We start from the raw sequence: 24340 nt of genomic DNA on the forward strand, positions 1-24340 counted from the left end.
GCTAGTATTCCTCCCTGAACTTACGAGAGACATAACGTGCTAATAAATTCATGAGTAGAGTGAAAACAAATAACGTCATAGCAACAGCATATAAACTGAAGTAAATCGTTGATCCCGCTGGTGCTTCTCCGCCTGCAACTTCAACAATGTAAGCTGTCATCGTTTGCATCGATTCAGTCACATCAAATGTGAAGTTTTTTGAACTTCCACTTGCAATGGTGACAATCATCGTCTCGCCAATTGCTCGAGAAATGCCTAGGATAAATGATGCGATAATACCGGATAATGCACCTGGAATAACGACTTTGAATGTCGATTCTAGTTTTGTAGCTCCTAAGGCGAAAGCTCCTTCACGAATGGAGTTAGGAACCGAGCTCATAGCATCTTCTGATAATGACGCTATCATTGGAATGATCATGACGCCCATCACTATTCCTGGGCTCAAAATGTTCGTCGCATCAACCGCTGGCCAAATGGATCGTAATATAGGTGTGACAAACGTAAAGGCAAAAAAGCCGTAAACAATCGTTGGAATTCCTGCTAATACTTCTAATAGTGGTTTTAGCGTGCGCCTTGCTTTATCTGAAGCGTACTCACTTAAATAAATAGCTGCCATAATTCCAATTGGACCTGCTACAAGCATTGCAATAAGCGATGACATAATGGTTCCATTAATTAAGGGGAAGATGCCGAATTCAGGATTTTGACTTAATGGCTTCAAGGTTGTTCCAGTAAAAAAGTCACTGATTGGAACTGTCTTGAAAAACTCTATTGTCTCGCTAAATAACGTATAGATAATGCCAATAGTAGTAAGAATAGAAATCATTGCAAATAAGAATAAAATTGATGGGATTAATTTTTCGAACTTGGCACTGAGGCTCTTTTTAGATTTTTTCTGTTGAATTAACTCTTGAACGTTCAAAGTATTCTGTTTTGACTGGCTGTCAGATGTCATGGTGACTCCTCCTTCCATTGGAAAAGGAATGAAATGAGAGCTAAGAAGCTCTCATTTCGGGTTTATTTTAGTTCTTTAAGTTCGTCTGCAAGTTGTTGTGCTTCTTCATCAGGAATTGGAGCGAATCCAACTTCACCTGCGTAGTCATTCACGTTTTCCATTAACCAAATGGAATAGTCAAGTACTTGTGGTTTTTCCTTCGCGTGATTGACGTTTAGATAAGTGAAGACTGGGCGTGTAAAGTTTGCATAAGGCCCTTCTTCACCAATTGTTTCAAGTGAAGGCGCAACTGGCCCATCTCCAAAATCAACTTGAACGGCTTGAACTTTATCTTGGTTGTTATCGTAATAACCAAAACCAAAGAATCCGATTGCATTCTCATCTTCTGAAACAAGAGTAACTAGAGTAGAGTAATCCTGTTGAAGGTTAATATCTTCAACTAAGTCTTGTTCATCTAAGATCTCTTCATAGAAAAACTCGTAAGTTCCATGGTTTTCATTCGGGCCATACGTTTGAATTTTTTCCTCTGGCCAATCCGAGTTAATGTCTGACCATTGTGTGTATTCACCTAGGAAAATATCAATAACTTGTTGCTCGGATAATTCAGTTGCAAATTCGTTGTTAGGATTAATTACGATCGATAAACCATCTAAGGCAACTTTTAATTCTTTAACATCTATTCCTAATTCATCTGCTTTAGCTTGCTCTTCATCTTTAATTTCACGTGAAGCATCATTAAAATCAGTTCCATCCTCAACTAAAAACTTCTCAAAACCTGCGCTCGTTCCTGAACGGCTCACTTCAACAGATACGCCTTGTTGTGCGTTAATCATATATTCCTCTGCCATTCTGGACATTAACGGATAAACCGTTCCAGAACCATCGATGACAACACTACCTTCAAGTTCCTCGCTGGACTCATTCTCTTCGTTTTCACTGTTCGTATCTTCTGGCTGATCGTCTTGACTTGCATTGGACTCGGACTCATCATCAGATCCACAAGCTACTAATGTTGCCATTAATAGAGTAAAGATTGATAGAATAAAAAGCTTTGAGATTTTAGACATTGGAATGTCCCCCTTTAGGAAATTTCTAATTATTTGTTACAAATCCATCATAATAAGGAAAGGGGTAAATGTCTGTAAAGTAAGTGTAAAGATAAGGTTAAGAAAATGTAAATCGTTGTTGTGGCGAGATTGGAGGAGGATGTGAAGAGGGGGTACAACGTAAATGATGCTTGCAAAAATTGTAAGAGGTCACTGGATTTTTGTGCTAAAATAGGTTAGGGGGGAGGTTAATATTATTATGGAAGTCCCTTTTTGGATTATATTCGTATCTATTATTTTCTTTATTATTTGTTTTAGTTACACCCTTACATTTATGGAATACTTACAAAATGGAGAAAAAAGAGGCGCCAGACAATCAAAGGTGGTAGCCATCATTTGTTTAAGTTTAGCTTTTTTAATTCCATTTATTTATAGTTTGGTTTAGATAAGAAAAGTGAGCATCTTCCAAAGGAAATTGCTCACTTTTAGTTCGCACTTAATTTATAAGTTTGAGCCCAATAGTCGCTGAAATGATAATAGATATAAATAAAATTCGTAATAACGAGGCTTTTTCTTTAAATAAAATGATTCCCATGATGGCACCACCAGCAGCTCCAATTCCTGTCCAAACTGCATAAGCTGTACTCATCGGCAAGGCCTCCATTGAGAAGGACAATAGGAAAAAGCTTAATGAAAACGCCAAAATGAGTCCTGCTAAAGCTGTCCACGTTTTGCGCTGATGATAAGTATTGATCATCAACACCCCACTCATCTCAAATATACCTGCTAAAACTAATGCACTCCAATACATTAAGCTTCACCTCGCTCATCTGTTACGAGTTTGAGGCCAATCACGCCAAATAGTAGAAGAGCTATTAAGCCTAGTTGTGAAAAACTAACAGGAACATTAAATAATAAAATATCAGCCAAAACGGTTCCGGCTGTACCTAGCCCAACGAAAACAGCATAAGACGTACCAACTGGCAAAACTTCACCGGACTTTATTAATAGGTAGAAACTAATGAAAATCGCCACCACCGTCAAGCTCCACTCTAATATAGAATCGGCATGCTTTAGGCCGATTACCCACAACACTTCGAAAAACGCACCGACAAACACTTGAATCCAAGCTGCCTGCATATTGATCATCCTTTACTGACAAAAGAAAAACCACCTATTGAATTAGGTGATGTGACACTATTTTATCACTAGTAATAGTGGAATTCTATTGAAATGAAATTCGAACAAAACGTATAATCAATGTTAGGTGTTTAAAGAGAAGGAGAGATCACAATGCAAGCTTGGAGTAAGCGAGTGGTTGAAAATAAAGCCTTTCAAAACTTCATCATCGCTTTGATATTATTAAATGCGGTCTTGATTGGTATGGAAACTTATCCGAGTTTATATCAATCTTATGGCACAATACTACAGGTGCTAGATATAATCATTTTAGCCATTTTTACAATTGAAATAGCGTTAAAGTTAATTGCGTCTGAGCCGACTGGAAAGTTCTTTAAAGACGGCTGGAATGTGTTTGACTTTTTAATTGTTGCTTTCAGTTATATTTTCGTTGGTTCGACTTATGTGACGGTGTTACGTATTTTACGTGTTCTCAGGTTATTTAGAACGATTTCGGTGATCCCGTCATTAAGAAAATTAGTAAACGCTCTTCTAATGACGCTGCCGTCTCTCGGTACAATCATGCTACTTTTAACGATTGTCTTTTATATATTCAGTGTCATTGGAACGGTTCTATACAGTGACGTGAGTACAGAGTACTTTGGAACAATCCAGCATACAGCCCTAACTTTATTTCAAATGATTACGCTTGAATCATGGGCCAGTGGTGTTATGAGGCCGGTTATGGAAGAGGCCCCTTACTCGTGGATTTACTTTGTGTCCTTTATATTAGCTGGTTCATTTGTCGTCCTGAATCTATTTGTTGGTGTCATCGTCAATAATTTTGAAAAAGTCGAAGCCATGGAGTCAGATGAAGAAGAGGATGATTTGAAAGAAGAAATTTCGCAATTAAGACGTGAAATTAAAGAGTTAAAAGATTACATGAAAAACTCTTAGACAACAATTCAGAAAAGTGTCGAAATTTATTGCGAAAATTGTAGTTTAATGGTACTTTAAAGGTAGTATACTTTTCGGTCGTGTTACAAATATTAAAAGTCTATTAAGCCGATTGTTCACATGGAGTGAGTTTATGAGGATACGTCAATTTTTTAGAAACCTAATGGATAACTTCCAGATCAAACAAGAAGAGCCAGCTTTAGCAACATCACATGGTTCAATTAAGGACGAGAAGGAAGAAGCCTATCAACAGATTCAAGCTGCGAAACTGTTTGATCGTGATAAAAGTAGTTCGGGTCAAGAGGAAGAAGTGACGGCATCCGAGCCTTCAACATCTCAGCGCATGCAAGAACCTTCTCCAGATTCGAAAGACTATCGTAAAAAGGATAAAATTGCGCTTGATTTATTAGTTGCGGTCGATCAAATGATGAGTGACCGTGATTTAGTTAAGCAAAATTTAGACGAGGTCAAAGATCGTTTAAAGCATAGCGATGATTACGTGAATAAGTTGACGCAAGAAAAAACGCAATTGCAGAAAACAGTCGAAGAAAAAGACGATGAAATCGGTCAACTAGAAGACCAAATTACGAACCGCAGTCTGAAGTATGATCAGTTGATGGAAGATTATCAAGAAATGCAAATGCGTTTAACACATGAAATTGAAGAATTGAAGAATAATATTAATATCGAAGAAGAGCGCTATATTAAATTAAATGAAGCTTATGAGCGCGAGCAGATGGAAAACATCAGCAAAGTCCAAAAACTTGAAGATAAAATTCGTGAGCTTGATACGAAGAACGAGAATCTCCAAAAGAAATACTACAAGATCCGCGAAGAGAATTCATATTTACTTGGAATGTTCAAGGACTTTAACAATCGCATGAGTTCGTCTTTTAAAGCCTATGACTTAGAAGATGAAATGGAATCAAAAGCGAATGATTCTAGTGAAGAAGAGACAGAGACAATTAAAACTTTCGAACCAGAAAATAAGTAACCATTCTAATGAAGTCGCTTTGCCGACTTCATTATTTGTATATTACCTCTTTTGTTGGGAAATGAGGCAGAAAATATGTCATATACATTTAAACTGTTAGAACTAGTCGAACTAAACCAGGGATATGCTAAGATTCGTCTAACAATTGACCAAAATGAAAAACTCATATGGTTTGAATTGGATGACCAAACGTATCAGTCTCTTAAAGACCATACGACCTCATTAGAGGGTTCCTTATGGCGTTTGTCGTTCACTTCAAAACGTGACCCCTTTACGGATACATATACGAGTACGTTAACCGCAGTTGACGGCTCTTTCCAACGTAAAGTCGATTTTGTATGTTCAAAATCTTACCAGACACAGTTGGAGGAGATCAAAGGGACTGAGAATTTTAAACAAGTTGAACAACTGTCATTTATCCATTTACCTGAAGATTTTGCTCAGTCGATAAATGACCAACCTGATACTGTTCCTGAGCCTGAGGAAGAACCTCAGCAAAAGAAAACTTCGGATGAGTCACAGACATCTAATTGGGCTTCATTTAAAGTGGATGATGTTGTTGAGGAAAAACCAGAGTCCGATTGGCTTAATCAGGTTAAGTTTCCGAAAATTTTTCGAAACGGCTTGCTAGCTGGTGTCGCGTTAGCTGTATTGTTGGCTTTTTCAAGCGAGCACTTCGCAGCTTTTGAAAACGAAAATTCTGAGCCAGTTGCTAATCAAGACGACGAAACCTTGGTATTAGATGCTCATTCAGAAGACGAGGAATCTGATGAGGTTGAGGAGCGTTCGGTTTCAGAGAATTCAACTGAAGAAAAAGATGACCCGTTCCCAATGTACGAAGTTGAAAGCAACCATTTTTATAGCTTGCCAGAAGGGTATGTCGCTCTAACGTTTGATGACGGACCTTCTGTATTTACAAAAGATATTGCAGGTGTTTTAGCTGATTATGGTGTCGCGGGTACGTTTTTCTTTGTAGGACAACATGTTGAAAAGTACCCGGAGGCAGCGGCGTTCGCGGAAGATTTAGGTCATGTCATTGGCAGTCATTCCCACAGTCATGATAACTTAAATCAACTGACACCAAAATTGTTACAAAATGATATGTTGGAAGCCTTGACGGGACTTGAAGGGCTCGTTGGAAGGCAAGTAGAGCTATTCAGACCACCATTTGGTGCTATCAACCAAGATGTTCAGGAAGTTATCCAACAACATGATTTAAAAACGGTCATGTGGAATCGTGATCCACGAGATTGGAAAGCCAATAATGAAACGGATATTATCAATTATTTTAAATCAGTCGACCCTTCAGGAGGAATTTATATTCTTCATGAAAATAAACATACATTAAATGCACTGCCTGAAATTCTTGATTATCTAGAATCTCAAGGCCTACAAGTGGTTGGGATTAAATAAAAAGGATGCCGAAATTGGCATCCTTTTTATTTTAGTGTGGCTGTTGAGATGCATGTGTGAAACCATTTAGTAACTGGTTTTGGGTTTGCTCATCAAACTGTGCCACTTGGTAATAACCTTTGTCATTTTGGTACAGGAATACTTCATAAGCCATCTCAGAAATGTTTGGAACGCTATCTTGAAGCACGCGACGAACAACTGGGTTGGTAGCCTCAAGAGCTGCCATTGTCGACCCAGAAGCACAAGCCTTTAAATGACCTAACATATAGCTGGAATAACACTCATCGGAAAGTTGCTGAGGATTATTTTTTGGTTGCTTTGGCTGACCTGGGGATAATCCGTACGCGACGTCGTTGTTAAGCTCCATGTTGTAAGTTGTTGTCGGTTGAGGTGGGCGCTGACCTGTTTGATAAGCATCCACTAATGTATTGTACATTTGAGTCATGTACTGATGCTGTCTCGTTAAAATATTCTTCAAGTTCTGGTCCTGAATGCCCTGTTCGTAAATTTTGTAATGCTCCATTGTTCCCAATAAAGCACCAAGCACCTCTTTTACATCGTAGATTTCATGAGCAGAGTGGCTTTGTTGAGCTGGCATTTGATTTGAATTCTTCATTTGGCTGTTTGGGTTTTGCTGTTGATCCATATTATATGGCCTCCTTTTTAACAAATTACAACTATTAAGGTGTATCAAATGGATTATTTTATGCATGTGGCATTTTAATAAAATTTATGAATATAAATAACTACCTTGTATTATTCAGTAGTGCATGTTAAGTTATAGTAAGCTATTGAATAATATTCAGTACTGGGAAAAGAGGTATAGTATGAATACTCAATTTAAAAAAGGCATCTTAGAACTTTGCGTTTTAGTATTGATCTATAAAAAGGATCAGTATGGATATGAGTTAGCTCAGAACATATCGGATAATATTGATTTGGCAGAAGGTTCACTTTATCCGTTGTTAAGACGTCTAACAAAAGAAGGTTATTGCACAACGTATTTAGCTGAATCAAAGGAAGGCCCGCCGCGCAAATATTATCGGTTAACTGATAAAGGAAAACAATACATGGACTTTTTAGTAAGTGAATGGGAGTTATTTTCCATCAATGTGAATTTGTTAATTAAGGAGGCATTAAAAGATGAATAAAGACCAATATTTAAAGGAGTTAAAGCAATTATTAGCTCCATTATCTAAAGTAGAGCGGGATGAAATTTTGTATGATTATCGAGAACATTTCGATAACGGATTAAGGGATGGCAAAACAGACTTAGAGGTAATTAACGAATTAGGTTCGCCAGAAGAAGTTGCTGAAAATGTTCTCGAAGAGTTACCTAATTCAAAGAAGAGTATCCATAATACAAACACTGATTTAGTACGTATGGTTGTTTTAAGCATCGTATTAATTTTTATAAATATTATATTTGTATTAGCTCCTTTGATTGGAATTATAACAGCATATTTTGGACTTTATAGTGTCGTAGTCACCCTGATTTTTAGTCCTATGGTATTATTCTTTAATGCGATTGTGAATGGTGTCGGGAGTATTCTCATAAGTTTTTTCCTGGTAGGTGTTGGACTATCGTTAGGTGTTTTAGTATTGCTTGGATTATTGTGGTTAGGAAAATGGTTATTCCGCTTAATAAAAATGTACATTAATTTCAATGTGAGATTGGTGAGGGGGTATTAACATGAAAAGAGTTGCCATTATATCCGTTATTATATTATTTGTTAGTCTGATTGGATTGACCGTTACTGTTGCTATTAATGGTGGTTCAATAAAAGGAATGTTTTTAGGAAAATCAGAAAAGATTGAAGAACAAAAAACATTTGAGAGTCAAGAAATTGATCGAGTTAATATTGAAGCAAATAGTTCAAAACTAAATATATTACCAACAGATGGTAATGAGATTACTGTAGATTATTATGGAGAAAAGTATGTATTCTCTGATAGTCAATTTAAAGTGAATCAAGAAGGGAATCAATTAAATGTTGATTTAAGAGAAAATCAGTCGTTTTTTTGGTTTAATATAGGAAATAGAATGAATTTGGATGTATATTTACCAGAGAAGATTTATGATGCTATCCAAATTGATTTATCAGCAGCAACTGTAAGCATTGATAACATTCAAGTTAGGGAACTAGGAATAGATACAAGTGCTGGGAAGGTGGATTTAACATCCATTGATAGTGAAAAATCAGCTATCGACACTTCAGCAGGGGCAGTGACTATTAATCGTATTACGGGTGACTTAGATATTGATACAAGTGCTGGTAAAGTAGTTGTTGATCTAGAGAGCCTTGAACAAAATATTAATGTAGATACATCAGCTGGTCAAGTAATCATTAATACAGTTGAGCAACCAACAGATATGGTATTAGATTATCGTGCGAGTGCTGGTAGTGCATCGATTGACTTCCCATTAAATTATGAGGAAAATTCCGGTAATCGCATTAAAGGTTCAATAGGAGAGGGTATTTATCGTGTTGACGTGAATACTAGTGCAGGTTCATTTGAATTTAACACAAGGTAGGCGGTCGCCTACCTTTTTTACAAAATGAGTGCTAAGCTTCATTTTAATTTAAGATCATAAAAAACCAACTAGCAGTTTTGACTAGTTGGCATCAATAATTTAGACTTCTTCACCAAAAACATCATGCCATTCATCGCGATTTTCAAGCATTTCTTTCGCAATGTCTTTTGCGCCTTCTAAACTATGGTTGGCAGCCCAACCGCACTGCACTTCATTGCATGCTGGAACTTCATCAGCGTTTAGCACATCGTGTAATGTTTTTTCAATCGCATCTAAAATTTCATCGTAATCATTATGGTTTAGCACAGATAGATAGAACCCAGTCTGGCAACCCATTGGTCCGATATCGATGACATTGTCTAAATGGTTCCGAATGTTTTCAGCCATTAAATGTTCGATTGAGTGTAGACCGTCCATTTCCATATGCGCTTTGTTAGGTTGTTTAAAGCGGATATCGTATTTATGAATCTGATCTTGTTGACCTTTTGTAATTCCGACGAGTCGTACATAAGGAGCTTTGACTTTCGTGTGATCTAAGTTAAAACTTTCAACGTTCATCTTTTCAGTCATTTTAATTCCTCCTTTAACTTTATGATAACACTAGTATTTACGGTAAACAAAAACTGAGAAGGCAATGGCCTCTCAGTTTTATACGTTAACGTGATTGTGGCGGTTCGCAAATTGATTAACTGAACCGACATATTGATTAAGCTTAGATGCGCCATCAATCGCATTTGTGATGAATGTTTTAGCTGATCGAATGGCTTCTAATGGCTCTTGGCCTTTTGCGATATAAGCTGTAATAGCAGATGCGAACGTGCAGCCCGCACCGTGCGTGTAAGTTGTGTCGATGGCATCTGTTTCAATTAAAATAAAATCGCCACCAGCGTAATAAACGTCAACAGCTACATCGCCTTCTACATCTGCGCCACCTTTTACAATGACGTGCTGTGCACCTAACTCGTAAATGCGTTTTGCAGCTTCTTTCATTTCATCCACTGTTGTAATGTTAGACATCTCAGCAAGTTGGCCAGCTTCAAACAAGTTTGGTGTAGTCACATATGCATTCGGAACTAACACATCGCGTAATGCTTGTGAGTTTTCAGGATGCAATGCTTCGTCTTGCCCTTTGCAAACTAATACAGGGTCGATAACCGCTTTTAGGTCGTGTTTATTAATCACTTCAGCAGCTAATTCGATTACCTCTGCTGTTGGAAGCATACCTGTTTTCATAATGTCGACACCAACGCCATCTAAAATCGTATGAAGCTGTGCTTTTACTGTATCAAAGTCAATCGGATAAACATCGTGTGCCCAATCGTTTGATGGGTTTTGTGCGACGATTGTTGTTAAAGCTGTCATCGGATAGATGCCGATTTCTTGTGACGTTTTGATATCAGCCTGAATACCAGCTCCACCACTTGTATCTGAACCTGCTAATACTAATGCTCTTTTCATGTCTTTCCCTCGCTTTCAAATCTTCTGTTGTTATTGTAAGGTAAAAGCTACTACGTGACAACTTTATGATGTTGAGTGTTTTGTTTTTGAAGGAACATGGCTATCAGAATGGGATTCACGCCATTTAATAAATAGCAAGATCATTCCACAGCTGAACAACATAACACTTGTCATGATGAAGACTGATGAAATGTTATACCAACCTGCAACAATTCCACCTAAAACTGGTCCTAGCACATTACCTAAGAAGCGTAGGCTTGTGTTGTAGCCCATGACTTCACCTTGCATATTAATCGGAGCCACTTGTCTTATATAAGCCATTCGAACTGGGATAATCCCACCTAATGTCACACCGAGTAAGAACCTGACGATGACAAGTTGCCATACTTCGTTAACGAACGCACCTGGAAGATAAACCAAGCCAGCTGCAATTAGTAATCCAATGAGAATTTTTTCATAACCTACCCGGTCTGCAATTCGTCCCCAACGCCTAGTCATAAGTAAATTACCTAAACCTGTGATGGAAAAGGCAATTCCTGAGATGAAGGCTAAGTTAGCCGGACCGTTCAGTTCACTAACGTATAAAGCAAGAATCGGCTGGACCGCAAAGTGCGCGACTTGAACGAACATAGATAAAATAATGACCGAGATTAACATTGGATGTCCAATAATAAACGTTAATACTTCTTTTCTCGTATAGCTTTCTTGTTCATTCTCATCGTCTTTCACACGGAATTCTTTTAAACCAAATGCCACTAAAAGGCCTGCTATAAAGATCGTAACTGATGTCATTTGGAAAGCCTGTGCATAACCAAACGAATCGGCTAAAACACCACCAAGCAACGGACCCATTAATGTTCCGGTAACCGTACCCGTTTGCAGGGTGCCTAGGACTCTGCCTGAAATTCCCTTTTGTGTTTGAGTTGAAATTAAGGCTTGTGATAATGGAATGAAGCCAGTAAAAACACCCATTATAAAGCGTAATAAAAATAGTTGAAAGACCGTTTGTACTTCGCCCATTAAAAAGACACTCGTAGCAAGACCGAATGCTGCGATCATAAGAATGGGTTTTCGGCCATAACGGTCTCCAATTCGACCCCAAATAGGTGAGACGGCAAAAGCTGTTAGGAATGTGATTCCAAATGTATAGCCTGCCCAAGTTTGAACATAATCATCGGAGAAATTTCCAAACGTTTCTATATATAGTGATAAAAATGGCATCACCATTGTCATACTTCCGGCAACAAAAAAATTGGCGAACCACATGATCGCCAAGTTGCGTTTTGCTAAGGATTGCTGATCCAACGTTGACCCTTCTTTCTAATATTTCGGTTACCGATTATTTCGTCTTGCTAAATAATATCATAATCTAGGCTAATTGTCGAGATGGTTGCTTAATCATTGTTGTGGTCAATAAAACCAATATTATAACAAGGGTACGAAAGAGTATTGATGAAATGATTGGTAAATGAACCAAAAAATAGGCTGGGAGTGAAAAATGTAAAAGAAGAATACTATTTTGGAACACTGATTTTCAGCGTAGGCAAAAAGCGTAGACTCCGACAGGAACAGCACGAGCTGAAAATCACGCAAAACTCACGGAAGTGAGTTTTGGGAAGTTGAAGCCGTGCCTGTGGAAAGCGGAGCTTTTTGACGGAGCGGTATTAGAAAGACCGTACAATGATTAAAATGATTTACTCATTGTACGGTCTGTATTTTACTTATAAACTTTTGTCCCAGTCTCTATAATTACAATTTAGATAAAACTCTTGGTTTAACAGCTAAACGTTCTGAAATATCACAATCTGTACCGAAAATCTCATCTGGTGTACCAGTGTCAGTAATTTTACCATCTCGCAGAATGACAATGTTATCAGCTAGTGCTTGAGCATCTTCTTGGTCATGCGTAACAAAAATGGATGTCACACCAGTTGTTTTTAAAATTTTACGAAGCTCTTCTCTAATTTTGATCTGTAAATCAGCATCTAGGTTACTGAAAGGCTCATCGAATAGTAATAATTTAGGCTTTGGCGCTAAAGCTCGTGCCAATGCGACACGCTGCTGCTGACCACCACTTAATTCATAAGGATAACGTTTGTCATAGCCTTCTAGATTAACGAGTTCTAGAACTTCTTGTAGGCGAGTTTTCTTCTCTTTGCGTGACCATTTAAGTAGACCAAATTGGATGTTTTCCTTAACGGTCATATGAGGGAATAATGCATAATCCTGAAAAACCATACCAATCCCACGGTTTTCGGGTTGAACAAATTTTGAATGACTGCACATACAGTCATCGCCCACCATGATATTTCCTTTAGTCGGCATTTCTAACCCAGCAATTAATCGTAGCAACGTACTTTTACCACTACCGGACTCACCTAAAATCGTTGTAATACCACCTTTATTAATGGTCAAATTAAATTGGTCGATGGTGAGTTCTTCTGCATTTGGATATTTATAATGTAAGTCTCGAATGTGAACAAACATAGGATTACTCCCTTTCTAAAACATAATGGAAAAAGTAAATCGCAACCGCACTAATAATAATAATCAAAATCGATGGAATGGCGGCTTCATGAATCATTTCATTCGTTGCATAGTTAAATGCGTTGGTCGCAAGGGTTTCAAAGTTAAATGGTCTCAAAATCAATGTTAACGGTAGTTCTTTAAGTATATCTATAAATGCGAGAATAAATCCTCCAAAAATGGCACCTCGAATAAGTTTAAGATCTATTTTGAAAAATGATTGTGTCACACTGTTTCCAAGCATACGTGAAGCTTCAGTGAAATTCGTGCCAATTCGCTCAAATCCAGATTCGACAGAGTTATAAGCCACTGCAAGATAACGAACGATATAGGCAAAAATCAACATCACAACACTTGTGCTTAGAATGTAAGAAGAAGTCCAGCCCCAACTGTAAATAAGTTCGTCAATGCTAATAAATAAAGTCACAATACCTACCGCAATAACTGCACCAGGTATAGAATAACCCAAAATGGTGATTTTAGGGAAAAGTTTTGCAGTTAAACCACGGTGTAATCTCGAGAAATTACTAATAACAATGGCCATAACGGTAATAATTGTGGCAGCAAAGAAGGCTACAAACACGGTATTACCAATAACGGAAAACAACTCATTTGATAAAAACTTTTCGTAAGTTAATAAGGCCCAATAAATTAATTGCAAAAGTGGTAAGATAAACGCGAGCGAAAAGATACCCATGCAATAACTGAATGCCAACCATTTGTTTCGTCCCTTTAACGGAACAGGTTTCAGAAGCTTAACTTTTGTAGTGGTAAAACTAAAACGCTTCCGACCTCGCAGTACACGCTCTAAAATAAGCAGTCCTAATATGATTACCATAAGAGTTCCGGATAACTTGATCGCTGAGTTTAAATCCCCAAGCCCAAACCATGTTTGGAAGATGGCAGTCGTAAATGTCTGAATGCCGTAATATTTTACAACCCCGTAGTCGTTCAACACTTCTAAAATCACTAAGCTGACACCCGCTACGATCGATGCTCTTGTAATAGGGAGGACAACCTTAAAATAAATACGCCACGAGCTACTACCTAAAATTCTTGCATTTTCAATAAGTGATGTTGATTGACGAGCAAGAAAAGCTTTCGTAATTGTAAAAACGTATGGAAATAAAAACATAACAAAAATAAAAATCGCACCAGGCATATTCATGATATTGAAATATTGTTGATTGACGGTGATCTCAAATTGATTTCTTAACGTGGTTTGGATGACACCCGTATAGTTCAACATACCATGATACGTGTAGGCTCCAATATAAGGTGGGATTGCTAACGGCAATATGAGTCCCCACTTGAAAAATCCTCTTAACGGGAAGTCATAAGCTGATATTAACCATGCAAGACTTGTTCCTATAAGAGCTGTAAACACACCTACAAAAAGTATAAGAATGATAGAATTTGTAATATACGTACTGAGCATATGCTCTTTGATATGAGTCCAGTTGTCATTAGATTCACTAAAGAATTGGACAATAATGGATAAGTTTGGCAGTAATATAAGGCTGACAAATATTATACTCAAAATGGTCCAACTATTCATGTTGCTCTTTATATTTCTAAACCAACTCAATTTGTTCACGCCCTTTATTCCTGTACACCACTCCATCTTACAAAAAATCAATACTAGAAGTAAGAGCTTTTAAACACTTGTTGTTAAATAGACAAAATCAGGTTGTTGGAGCAACAACCTGATTAATTTTACTTCCAATTGACTTCGTTAAAGATTTTCACAGCATCTGCGTTGTTTTCTCCTAAGATTGAGAGATTGATATCTTGCTCTTTGAAATCGCCCCATTGCTTGAGTGTTTCAGCAGGTTCGACGTTTGGATTAACCGGATACTCGTAATTTGCACTTGCGAATTGCTTTTGTACATCATCTGACGATAAGAACTCAATTAGTTCAATTGCGTTTTCTTTGTTTTTCGCGTGTTTTGTAACAGCTATGCCACTGACGTTAACGTGAGTTCCTGTTGTATCTTGGTTAGGGAAGAAGACATCTAGTTGTTCAGCCACTTTAACTTCTTCATCATCAGCTGAATTTAACATGCCACCTAAGTAGTAAGTGTTCATGACAGCGATGTCGCCTTCACCAGCCACAACACCTTTTGCTTGGTCACGGTCGCCACCTTGTGGGTCACGTGCCATATTATCAACAATTCCCTCAGCCCATTCATTTGCCTCATCACGTCCGTTTAGCTCAATAAATGAAGCTAGGAGTGACTGGTTATATATATTTTCTGATGAACGAATTAAAACTCGATCTTGCCATTTGGAAGTGGCTAAATCTTCGTAAGTTGAAAGCTCACTCGGATCGACACGATCTTTATGATATACAATGACGCGAGCTCGTTTCGTTAGACCAAACCATTCTTGATCTTCATCACTCAATTTTTTAGGAATATTTTCATTTAATTTGTCGCTTTCTACACTTTGTAATAAATCTTGTTCCTTAGCGCGGTGTAGGCGACCTGCATCTGAGGTGTAGAATAAGTCAGCAGTTTGTTCACCTTCACGCTTCATACGTTCAATTAACTCATCAGCACTACCTTCGATAACGTTAACTTTAATGCCAGTTTCATCTTCAAACTGTTGATAAAGTTCATCGTCAATATCGTAATGACGGCTTGTGTAAAGGTTTAGTTCATCCTCGTTAGAAGAACTCTCGTTGCCACCACAAGCAGTTAAGAAAAGCAATATTAATACAATTGAACTGAAAAACAATATTTTTTTAGACATATTATGTAACTCCCTTTCTAGGTTAATAAATGAGAATAATTATCAATCTCAATATATATTGTTAATGATAATCATTCTCAAGTCAAGGGTTTTTTAAAAAAATAATTCCACTCCCGAAAGAGAGTGGATGAGATTAAAAATCAAATAAGTCACCAGATAAGTAACGTTCGCCAGTATCAGGTACGATGGCAACAATGACGTCGCCTGGATTTTGCCGCTTAGCGACCTCGAGTGCAGCATAAGTTGTTGCACCGCCAGAGGGTCCGACTAAGATGCCTTCTTCACGTGCTAGTCGACGGGTAATATCATATGCTTGATCGTCTTCAATTTTTAGAATTTCATCGCAAATTTCTAGATTTAACGTATCTGGAATAAAGCCAGGGCTCGTACCGACTAATTTATGTTTACCCGGTTTGCCACCTGAAAGAACAGGGGAGCCAGCTGGTTCAACGACGTGAACGGTAAGATCTTGATAAACTTTTTTCAATTCTTCACCCGTTCCAGTTACGGTTCCACCTGTTCCAGAGCTTGCAACGAAGGCAGAGAGTGGTTTACCGATATAATCCATCGCTTCTTGAATTTCCTTTGCTGTGGTGTGGCGATGGGCATCTGGATTGGCTAAGTTTTCAAATTGCATAGGCATAAAGCTGTTTGGAGTTTCTTCTAACAACTCTTTAGCTCGTTCAATCGCACCAGGCATTTTTTGATCGCCAGGTGTTAAAACAACTTCAGCCCCGTAAGCTTTTAATAAATTAATTCTTTCCTTTGTCATCGTATCAGGCATGACTAAAATGGCTTTATAACCACGGGCAGCTGCATTCATCGCAAGACCAATGCCCGTATTACCACTTGTTGGTTCAATGATCGTGGAACCTTGTTTTAATAAGCCTTGTTTTTCAGCCTCTACAATCATATTGAAAGCGGCACGGTCTTTCACACTACCGCTTGGGTTGAACATTTCGAGCTTTAAGTAAACATCAGCACCATTTGCCGGGCTAAGTCGGTTTAATTTCACTAAAGGTGTATCGCCGATTAATTCCGCAATATTATTTACGACACGCATGCTTTCACTTCCTTTAAGTATTTCATATTAATATTCATAGTTTATCAATAGGAATTTGGTGAATTCAACTATCCTGTTTCATACTATCTTACCATAGCATCGTGTAATCCCACGTATAATATGTGTTAAGATAAAAGAAAAAAGGTGAGGAATTTATTCTATGACATTTAAGGATGAACAGGGCATTCATACGGATTTCAAAGAAAAAATGACGTATGGGGATTATCTGGATTTAGATTCGATTTTAAATGCACAACATCGGTTATCTGGGCATCATGATGAGATGCTCTTTATTATTATTCACCAAGTTAGTGAATTGTGGCTAAAATTAACGATTCATGAAATTCAAGCAGCAACTGATGCGATTGGCAACGAAAATTTTGATAGCGCATTCAAGATGCTTTCGCGTGTATCAAGCATTCAAAACCAGATCATAAAAGCTTGGGACGTGTTAGCGACGATGACACCCGCTGAGTACTTGGAATTCCGGGATCACTTAGGCCAAGCTTCAGGCTTTCAGTCGTACCAGTATCGAATGGTCGAGTTTGCGTTGGGCTACAAGACACCTCATGTATTAAAAATTTATGAAAAAGACGCAGAGCTTCATCAACAGTTAAAAGAAGCTTACGAAGCCCCAGGACTATATGACGTTTCGATTGAAGCTTTAGCTAAAGCAGGATTTGATATTGATTCGGATGTGTTAAACCGGGATTTAACGAAAACGTATGAAGCAAATGAAAGCGTTGAGAACGCTTGGACCCAAGTTTATCAAAATGTCGATGACTATTGGGACTTATATGAACTGGCCGAGAAGTTAGTGGATTTAGAAGATTGGATGCAGCAATGGCGCTTCCGTCATATGAAAACAGTTGAAAGGATTATTGGACATAAAAAGGGAACAGGTGGATCATCTGGGGTTGGTTATTTGAAAAAAGTCTTAGATCACTACTTTTTTCCAGAATTATGGAATGTACGGACGAGATTGTGATTGAGGTCGGGAGTAGACGAGAGCTATTCGGGAATAGAGATTGTCCTTTCGGGAATAGAAGTTAGATTTCGGGAATAGACGTTGTCTGTTCGAGAATAAAAAGTAGGTTTTCGGGAATAAACGTTGCCTGTTCGAGAATAAACTGTAGCATTTCGAGAGTAAACGTCTTCCGTTCGAGAATAAACTGAAAAGGCTGGCCTCTATTAGAGGTCAGCCTATTTTTCTAATATGGCACGCACGGGGCTGCCGTCAGCGCCTTCAATGTTTAATGGAAGAGCGGTTAGTTTGTAAATGCCTGGCTCGACATCTATTAAATTCAACCCTTCTAAGATGTGGACGCCGTTTTGCAGTAGGGAGTGGTGTGTGTCTAAGGTTTTACTATCTAATGGATCAACAGATGGTAAATCAACGCCCATGAGCTCGATGCCATTTTCTAAGAAAAATGAACCGAGATCAGGGCTGATAAGCGGCATCGTGGTTGGAAATTCGTCGTCTGTCCACGCATTTGTTTTGAAAATTACTCGTCTGACGTCAGACAAATCAACGTTTTCAACATCATCTAATGTAATCTTTGCTTTTGTTGAGACATCAATAACCATGGCATTTCCAACAAAAATATCTAACGGCAACTGTTCGATCGTTAGGCTGTTGTCTCTAAAATGATAAGGTGCATCGACGTGTGTTGCAGTATGACAGCTTGTCGTAAATTGCCCGACATTTACTGATCCTGTTTCGCTCATAGGCCAAGTTAATTGATAAGAAAACGGCTCATCCCCAGGCCAGGTTGGGGTATGTGCATTCAATAGTCTTGAAATATCAATAATCATAAGGGACCTCCTTAGGCGATGACGTCACGTTCGTTTTTGTATTGTTTGTAGCATTCTTGCTCCATAATGTCTTTGATCGCCATCACGGTTTGATAGATGTCGTGATAGGAAACGTAAAAGGCTACTGGTGCTAAGCGGATGACGTTCGGCGACCTGAAATCAGGTGTGATTTGTCGGTCTTTTAGTGCTTTACAAATACTTGCTGCTTCTGGATGCTCTAAGCAAACGTGCCCGCCACGTCGTTCGTCCTCTTTAGGGTTTCCAATTTCAAATCCAAAATCATCTAAATACTCATTAACTAAATACATTAAATAAGCCGTTCGATGTAGCGATGTTTGACGGATTGCTTTTATACCAGCTTCCTCAAATAACTCTAAAGAGCCGATCAGTGGAGCTACACTGAAGACGTGAGGTGTGCCGATTTGAAAAGCCCCAGCTTGTTCAGCCGGTGTAAATACATGTTCCATGTCAAACTGCTTTTGCTTATCAGACCCAAACCAACCTGCTAAACCCGGTTCGATGCCAAAATGGCGTTTGTGGACGAAGAGTCCTGCAACGCCTCCAGGACCACTATTGACATACTTGTAGTGACACCAATAGGCGAAATCAGCGCCTACATCATGAAAATGATGGGGGATCACGCCTACAGAATGGCAACCATCCCAGCCAATTGGAATGCCTTTTTCACGAGCGGCTTTCGTAATGCGTTCAATATCTAATAGCTGTCCGCTACGATATAAAACAGTTGGAAGAATGATGAGTGCGATGTCGTCTGTCATGGCTTCAATGATGTCATCTTCCTGAAGGGTTCTTCCGTCGCGGCTTTTAACTCTTACTAAATGCTCGTTCGGGTCTAACCCATGTAACTGAAGCTGGCTTTTGATCGCATAAATGTCTGATGGAAAGTTTAACTCGTCTGCTAAAATTTTCGTCCGCATTCCTTCAGGTTTAAAAAACGTGGAGACTAATTGATGCAAGTTCGTCGTAGTTGAGCCTGTGACAACCACTTCTTCAGCTTTAGCCCCGACTAAGTTAGCCATTTTAGCCCCTAAGCTTTCCGATAAATAAAACCAAGGGTGCTCTCCCTTTGTCCAGCCATCGATTCCGAGGGTTTTCCAGGCTTCCATTACATCTAATAGAGTTTTCTCAGCTCGCTTAGACATGAGCCCTAATGAGTTTCCGTCCATATAAATTTGATCGTCATTTATATAAAATTCTTGCTTATATGATGCAAATTCGTCTTGTTCATCCAAACGCTTGGCATAAGATTCTGTTGGTTCGAACATGTTCATCCCTCCTAGACACTAATATATCATAAAAAAAGAGGTAAGACTTGGTGAGTCTTTACCTCAATAAGTTTTTAAATTCATCTAAATTACTCGGTTTAGCAAAGTAATAACCTTGAAAGTATTTGCAATTTAATCCTCTAAGAAAATTTAGTTCTTCGTTAATTTCAATTCCCTCAGCAATCATGGGAATCTCAAGTTCTTTAGTAAAATTCATGATGCCACGTAAAATCGCTTGGTTCTTCTGGTGTTTATGTATGTCTTGAATAAATTGACGGTCGATCTTCAGAAAATCAATATTGAACATACTAACGTGTGCAATTGATGAATAGCCAGTCCCAAAATCGTCTAAAGCGAAGCGGATTCCAATATTGCGGAACTCATTAATCGTTTTGTTGACGATTTCATAGTCGTGAATAAGCGTCGTCTCCGTAATTTCAAAAATGATTTGGTTTGGATCTACTTGATAATGTTTAAGCGTATCCATCACATTATCTTTAAACGACTGACGCAAGAATCGTTTAGGGGATACGTTGTTCGTAATCGTTAAGCTTTTGTTATTCCAATAATGAAGGGTTTCGCAAGTTCGGTTTAACACGAACTGATCAATTTGATGAATGATACCTGAGCGTTCGGCAATCGGAATAAACACATTTGGCGGTATGTAGCCGTGCTCGGGATGTTTCCAACGAACTAACGCTTCTGCTAATTGTATGTCTTTTTCATCCTGTCCCATAATCGGTTGTAAATGCAACTCAAGTTGATTCTTGTCTACTGCAAAATGAAGGTCTTGTTCAAGTTCAAAATCGTCATACGTTCGTTTTTTTACATTATCTTCAAAAATTTGCCAAGAATTCTTGCCGATATTTTTTACATAATGAACCGCACGATCAGCGTTGTTGATCAATTGATTGAGCGTCGATCCATGATCGGGGTAACGGCTAATACCAATACTTGATGTTACTTGTAAGTGGAATTCATCGATGATAATTTTTCGTTCAAGAGAAGCCTTGAGTTGATTCGCGATATCATGAATGGACTCCTGTTCATGAAGCTTGTTAATCATAATGATAAACTCATCACCATTTAACCTGGCAGCAACCCCACGGTCCTCAATGATGTTTTCAATTTTTGTCGCACTTAACACTAACACTTTATCTCCAATTTCGTGACCTAACGAATCATTAATGGATTTGAAATTATCTAAATCTAGATATAACAACCAAAAAGGCTCAGTATCTCGTTGGTTGATAAGGTGCTGAAGATGATACTCAAAGTTACGACGGTTCTTTAACCCCGTTAAATGGTCGTGATTCGCAATAAACTCCATTTGTTGTTCATGATGTTTCCGTTCGGTAAAGTCGACTAAAACACCATCTATTTGCTTGATCTTTCCTTTTTCATCAAAAATAGGAATTGCTTGTTCTTCAACCCATTTAATTTGAGAGTCACGAGAAATAATGCGGTAGTCGTGCTTCACTTTTTCGCCTCTTAAAATGCGCCGCCTATTACTAGAGAACTTTTTCAAATCAGCAGGGTGTATAAACTTCGTCCAATTAAAGTCATCATGATAAACGTGTTCGAGTTTAACGTTGATCATTCGCTCGATTCCTTTTGAGACATAGTCCAATCGTTTGTGATCGAGGTTAAATGAACAAACAATCATATCAAGTGAATCATAGATTTTTTGCAGGCGCTCGTTATTCGAAACTAAATTATTTTCCATCTCTCTAATTTTAGTGACGTCTTGGACAATTCCAATCAAGCGGTGGAGGTGACCATCAGAATCATAAACGCTATCCCCTCTAATATGGATAATTCTAGTTTGGTGGTCTTTTGTTTTAATGCGATAATCCATTTGATAGCTCGTCCCATTTTGTAACGCTTCATTAACCGTTTGTTTAAAGCGTTTCAGGTCGTCAGGATGGGTGACAATGAATATTTTATCCAATGTTAAGGTTTCCGTTTTCCACTCTGGACGATCATAGATTTGATATACAGGATCAGACCAATGCACCTCAAGGGATTGGGCGTCAATTTCCCAAGTTCCAATATTAACGACCGATTGAGCTGTAATGAGTTTTTCTTTTGTATCATATAATGCATTTAAGTTTCGTTCAGTTTCGATTAAGTCATGGACAATCGTATAAAGACCAACGACTTGTTTGTTAACATATATTGGCGTACTCGTAATTTTTACGGGTATTGAATACCCTGATTTATGTATAACTTTAGAATAATGTTTAACGGATTGACCGGATAAAACTCTATGAAAATGCTTTGAGGTCTCATTGCGATGTTCATCATCAATAAATTGATCGAACCGCTGAAGGTAAAGATCATCCACATGATATCCCAGCATAGTTAGTAATTGTGGGTTAAAATCAATGAGGCGTCCTTCTGTATCAATCGTTACAATTCCATCAGGAAAACGCTGATAAAATTGAACCAAAGCTTGATGATGTTGTTCTAAATTGAGTGCCGGGTGATAGGATGTATTTGTTCCGGTCATGTGTATTTACCTCTCTTTGGCCTTTAGTTCTAGTCAAAAATACTTATATTTAGTATAGCATATTTTGACGGTTCTTTCTATATAACGCGATAAAATGTTTGAATTTATCGAATGTTTAAACTATTTTGTGTGAGGTAGTATAATAAGAGAATAGAATAGGAATTCTATAATATAATAGAGTTGAATAACTAGTAAAGGAGACGTTTGTTATGAAGTGGATGGCCATTATACTGACAATAGTGATGTTATCAGGTTGCGGGATTATAGATGAATTTAATAAAACAGTAGATTACGGTAATGAAACGAAGGATTATATAACTACTATGGTAGGTTACCAAGACGATTTGTCGACATATTTAAATAAAGAGTCACTAACTGAAGAGGATTTTGAAAATTTAAAGTCAATGATGGATGAGATCGAAGGGGAGGTTCAATCGTATAGTGAGGTTGAGCCACCAGGTTTTGCTGAAGGTATTCATGGAGAGATTGAACAACAAAATGATCAAATATTAGAAGCTATTGATGAGGCAAACCGTCAAATTGACAGTGGTGAGTTTGATCAGTCTGCATTTGAAAACTTAGAAATTGTTCAGTCGCTACAAGAGTTAAAATCTTATCGTGATCAAGTCGAAGATATTATGAATAATAATGAATAAAGCCCCTAGACTAGGGGCTTTATTTGTTTAATTAGTTTGAGTCATATGCATATGGTTCAAGCTCTGTTCAAGGTCTTGCCAAATGTCTTCCCAAGCTTCAAGGCCACATGACATTCGAATTAACGTATTAGAAATCCCCATCTTTTCACGGTCTACTTCAGGTACAACCGAATGTGTCATCGTCGCCGGATGCTGAATAATCGTCTCAGCATCTCCTAAGCTAACAGCGATCTTTAAGAAAGATAGCTGATTTAAAAATGCTTGAGCATCTTTTAAGCCGCCTTTAACGTCAAAAGCAATGACGCCTGCACCGAGCTTCATTTGTTTTTGGGCTATGTGGTAATCCGGGTTATCTCGATCAAACGGGTAGTAAACCTGTTCTACATTTGGATGTGCTTTTAAGTGTTCGACGATTTTTTCAGCTGTGTCCGAGTGACGCTCCATTCGAATAGGTAGTGTTTTTAAACCGCGAAGAAGCAACCATGCGTCAAATGGTGACATAGCCCCGCCGATATCTTTTTGTGTCGTCATAGCGACTTCTGAGATAAACTCTTCTTTTCCAACGAGTAGACCAGCTACAACATCCCCGTGACCGCCGATATATTTAGTTGCACTATGAATAACAATGTCACACCCTAAATCTAAAGGTCGTTGAATATAAGGGCTTGAGAAAGTGTTGTCAACGACGACTGGAATCTCATATTCTTTCGCAACACGTGCGACCATTTCTAAATCAATAACCTTCATCGTTGGATTGATTGGCGTTTCAATATATATGACGCTTGTTTCAGGTCGGATGTATTGTCGAATTTGTTCTTCAGTATCCATTGAGATGAAATCGGCTTGGATGTTATATTTATCACGCATAAGTGATAATAGGCCGAATGTACAGCCGTATAAACCTTGTGAGCATAAAATATGATCGTTCGCTTTCGTTAAAGCGATTAAAGTCGCAGAAACTGCTGCCATTCCAGTTGCAAAGCCTAAACCAGCCTCACCGTTTTCCAAAGCGGCAATTCGATCTTCTAGTGCCGATACAGTTGGATTTCCTAAACGGCCGTAAATGTAGCCATCCTCTTCGCCAGCAAACCTTCGTTGACCTTGCTCAGCTGAGTCGAACGTAAATGTTGACGTTTGATAGATTGGTGTTGATAGACTCCCAAGATGGTCCTTAGAATCATACCCAGCATGGACTACTTCAGTTTCAAAACGTTTCTCCTTCATATTTGTTATCCCCCTTATCATTATTC

At 38.3% G+C, this 24340-nt stretch carries 24 protein-coding genes; 8 read left to right on the forward strand and 16 right to left on the reverse strand.

The features are described from left to right. Position 1 precedes the first annotated feature (1 nt). The 4 genes from pstC to EDC24_RS05745 form a co-directional block, all read right to left on the reverse strand. Positions 2 to 955, reverse strand: a complete 954-nt coding sequence (pstC, locus tag EDC24_RS05730; protein WP_124220616.1) for a phosphate ABC transporter permease subunit PstC — start codon at positions 953 to 955, stop codon at positions 2 to 4. A gap of 62 nt (positions 956 to 1017) precedes the next feature. Further along, the gene (locus EDC24_RS05735) at positions 1018 to 2022 is read right to left on the reverse strand and encodes a PstS family phosphate ABC transporter substrate-binding protein (protein ID WP_124220618.1); all 1005 of its coding nucleotides are present in this window, start codon (positions 2020 to 2022) and stop codon (positions 1018 to 1020) included. Positions 2023 to 2497: 475 nt separating this feature from the next. Continuing rightward, on the reverse strand, positions 2498 to 2812 hold the full coding sequence (locus EDC24_RS05740) for a DMT family transporter (protein WP_124220620.1): 315 nt from the start codon (positions 2810 to 2812) through the stop codon (positions 2498 to 2500). Then, entirely contained in the window at positions 2812 to 3141 is a 330-nt protein-coding gene (locus tag EDC24_RS05745; protein ID WP_124220622.1) for a DMT family transporter, read from the reverse strand. The genes EDC24_RS05740 and EDC24_RS05745 overlap by 1 nt, the downstream gene beginning before the upstream one ends. Before the next feature lie 153 nt (positions 3142 to 3294). Between EDC24_RS05745 and EDC24_RS05750 the strand changes: the two genes are divergently transcribed. The 3 genes from EDC24_RS05750 (at position 3295) to EDC24_RS05760 (ending at position 6484) form a co-directional block, all read left to right on the forward strand. After that, on the forward strand, positions 3295 to 4077 hold the full coding sequence (locus EDC24_RS05750; protein WP_124220624.1) for an ion transporter: 783 nt from the start codon (positions 3295 to 3297) through the stop codon (positions 4075 to 4077). Between the two features lie 163 nt (positions 4078 to 4240). Continuing rightward, positions 4241 to 5071 carry a coiled-coil domain-containing protein gene (locus EDC24_RS05755; protein ID WP_170158473.1) on the forward strand — a complete coding sequence of 277 codons (831 nt, stop codon included), beginning with the start codon at positions 4241 to 4243 and terminating at the stop codon, positions 5069 to 5071. Between the two features lie 75 nt (positions 5072 to 5146). Beyond that, the gene (locus tag EDC24_RS05760) at positions 5147 to 6484 is read left to right on the forward strand and encodes a polysaccharide deacetylase family protein (RefSeq protein WP_124220628.1); all 1338 of its coding nucleotides are present in this window, start codon (positions 5147 to 5149) and stop codon (positions 6482 to 6484) included. Between the two features lie 31 nt (positions 6485 to 6515). On the opposite strand, the gene EDC24_RS05765 is transcribed toward EDC24_RS05760, so the two are convergent. Continuing rightward, entirely contained in the window at positions 6516 to 7130 is a 615-nt protein-coding gene (locus EDC24_RS05765) for a spore coat protein (RefSeq protein WP_124220630.1), read from the reverse strand. Positions 7131 to 7311: 181 nt separating this feature from the next. On the opposite strand from EDC24_RS05765, the gene EDC24_RS05770 reads away from it, so the two are divergent. The 3 genes from EDC24_RS05770 to EDC24_RS05780 are packed head-to-tail and all read left to right on the forward strand — an operon-like array spanning position 7312 to position 9020. Further along, positions 7312 to 7635: a PadR family transcriptional regulator gene (locus EDC24_RS05770; protein WP_124220632.1), complete on the forward strand. Its 324-nt coding sequence runs from the start codon at positions 7312 to 7314 to the stop codon at positions 7633 to 7635. Beyond that, the gene (locus tag EDC24_RS05775; protein ID WP_124220634.1) at positions 7628 to 8176 is read left to right on the forward strand and encodes a DUF1700 domain-containing protein; all 549 of its coding nucleotides are present in this window, start codon (positions 7628 to 7630) and stop codon (positions 8174 to 8176) included. Before EDC24_RS05770 ends, EDC24_RS05775 begins: the two co-directional genes overlap by 8 nt. 1 nt (position 8177) lies before the next feature. Next, a complete protein-coding gene (locus EDC24_RS05780) occupies positions 8178 to 9020 on the forward strand; it encodes a DUF4097 family beta strand repeat-containing protein (protein WP_124220636.1) in 843 nt (280 codons plus the stop codon). A gap of 99 nt (positions 9021 to 9119) precedes the next feature. Here EDC24_RS05780 and EDC24_RS05785 read toward each other — a convergent pair whose 3' ends face one another. From EDC24_RS05785 to cysK, 7 genes are all read right to left on the reverse strand, one after another. Then, entirely contained in the window at positions 9120 to 9590 is a 471-nt protein-coding gene (locus EDC24_RS05785) for an S-ribosylhomocysteine lyase (protein ID WP_124220637.1), read from the reverse strand. A 78-nt stretch (positions 9591 to 9668) separates the two neighbouring features. Further along, positions 9669 to 10478 carry a bifunctional hydroxymethylpyrimidine kinase/phosphomethylpyrimidine kinase gene (gene thiD, locus EDC24_RS05790; protein ID WP_124220639.1) on the reverse strand — a complete coding sequence of 270 codons (810 nt, stop codon included), beginning with the start codon at positions 10476 to 10478 and terminating at the stop codon, positions 9669 to 9671. Between the two features lie 63 nt (positions 10479 to 10541). Continuing rightward, positions 10542 to 11783, reverse strand: a complete 1242-nt coding sequence (locus EDC24_RS05795) for an MFS transporter (protein WP_245997991.1) — start codon at positions 11781 to 11783, stop codon at positions 10542 to 10544. A 444-nt stretch (positions 11784 to 12227) separates the two neighbouring features. Then, positions 12228 to 12965, reverse strand: a complete 738-nt coding sequence (locus tag EDC24_RS05800) for an ABC transporter ATP-binding protein (RefSeq protein WP_124220641.1) — start codon at positions 12963 to 12965, stop codon at positions 12228 to 12230. 4 nt (positions 12966 to 12969) lie between these two features. Further along, positions 12970 to 14562, reverse strand: coding sequence for an ABC transporter permease (locus tag EDC24_RS05805; RefSeq protein ID WP_211342352.1), 1593 nt, complete (start codon positions 14560 to 14562; stop codon positions 12970 to 12972). 158 nt (positions 14563 to 14720) lie between these two features. Then, positions 14721 to 15758, reverse strand: coding sequence for a Fe(3+) ABC transporter substrate-binding protein (locus tag EDC24_RS05810; protein ID WP_124220645.1), 1038 nt, complete (start codon positions 15756 to 15758; stop codon positions 14721 to 14723). Positions 15759 to 15891: 133 nt separating this feature from the next. Beyond that, positions 15892 to 16821, reverse strand: a complete 930-nt coding sequence (gene cysK, locus EDC24_RS05815; protein WP_124220647.1) for a cysteine synthase A — start codon at positions 16819 to 16821, stop codon at positions 15892 to 15894. Positions 16822 to 16981: 160 nt separating this feature from the next. Here cysK and kynA point away from each other — a divergent pair, with 160 nt between their 5' ends. Beyond that, complete coding sequence (gene kynA, locus EDC24_RS05820; RefSeq protein WP_124220649.1) at positions 16982 to 17809, forward strand: tryptophan 2,3-dioxygenase; 828 nt, start codon at positions 16982 to 16984, stop codon at positions 17807 to 17809. A gap of 215 nt (positions 17810 to 18024) precedes the next feature. Here the strand turns inward: kynA and kynB are convergent, their stop codons facing one another. From kynB to EDC24_RS05835, 3 genes are read right to left on the reverse strand one after another with little or no spacing between them, the layout of a single operon-like run. Further along, complete coding sequence (kynB, locus tag EDC24_RS05825; protein WP_124220651.1) at positions 18025 to 18636, reverse strand: arylformamidase; 612 nt, start codon at positions 18634 to 18636, stop codon at positions 18025 to 18027. Between the two features lie 11 nt (positions 18637 to 18647). Further along, the gene (gene kynU / locus EDC24_RS05830; protein WP_170158474.1) at positions 18648 to 19928 is read right to left on the reverse strand and encodes a kynureninase; all 1281 of its coding nucleotides are present in this window, start codon (positions 19926 to 19928) and stop codon (positions 18648 to 18650) included. 52 nt (positions 19929 to 19980) lie between these two features. Next, positions 19981 to 22434: an EAL domain-containing protein gene (locus EDC24_RS05835; RefSeq protein WP_124220654.1), complete on the reverse strand. Its 2454-nt coding sequence runs from the start codon at positions 22432 to 22434 to the stop codon at positions 19981 to 19983. A 209-nt stretch (positions 22435 to 22643) separates the two neighbouring features. On the opposite strand from EDC24_RS05835, the gene EDC24_RS05840 reads away from it, so the two are divergent. Further along, on the forward strand, positions 22644 to 23090 hold the full coding sequence (locus EDC24_RS05840) for a DUF6376 family protein (protein WP_124220656.1): 447 nt from the start codon (positions 22644 to 22646) through the stop codon (positions 23088 to 23090). Positions 23091 to 23117: 27 nt separating this feature from the next. On the opposite strand, the gene megL is transcribed toward EDC24_RS05840, so the two are convergent. Further along, complete coding sequence (gene megL, locus EDC24_RS05845; RefSeq protein WP_124220658.1) at positions 23118 to 24314, reverse strand: methionine gamma-lyase; 1197 nt, start codon at positions 24312 to 24314, stop codon at positions 23118 to 23120. Positions 24315 to 24340 lie beyond the last annotated feature (26 nt).

Origin of the sequence: Aquisalibacillus elongatus (assembly GCF_003843875.1) — a bacterium.
Taxonomy (GTDB): Bacteria; Bacillota; Bacilli; order Bacillales; family Alkalibacillaceae; genus Aquisalibacillus; species Aquisalibacillus elongatus.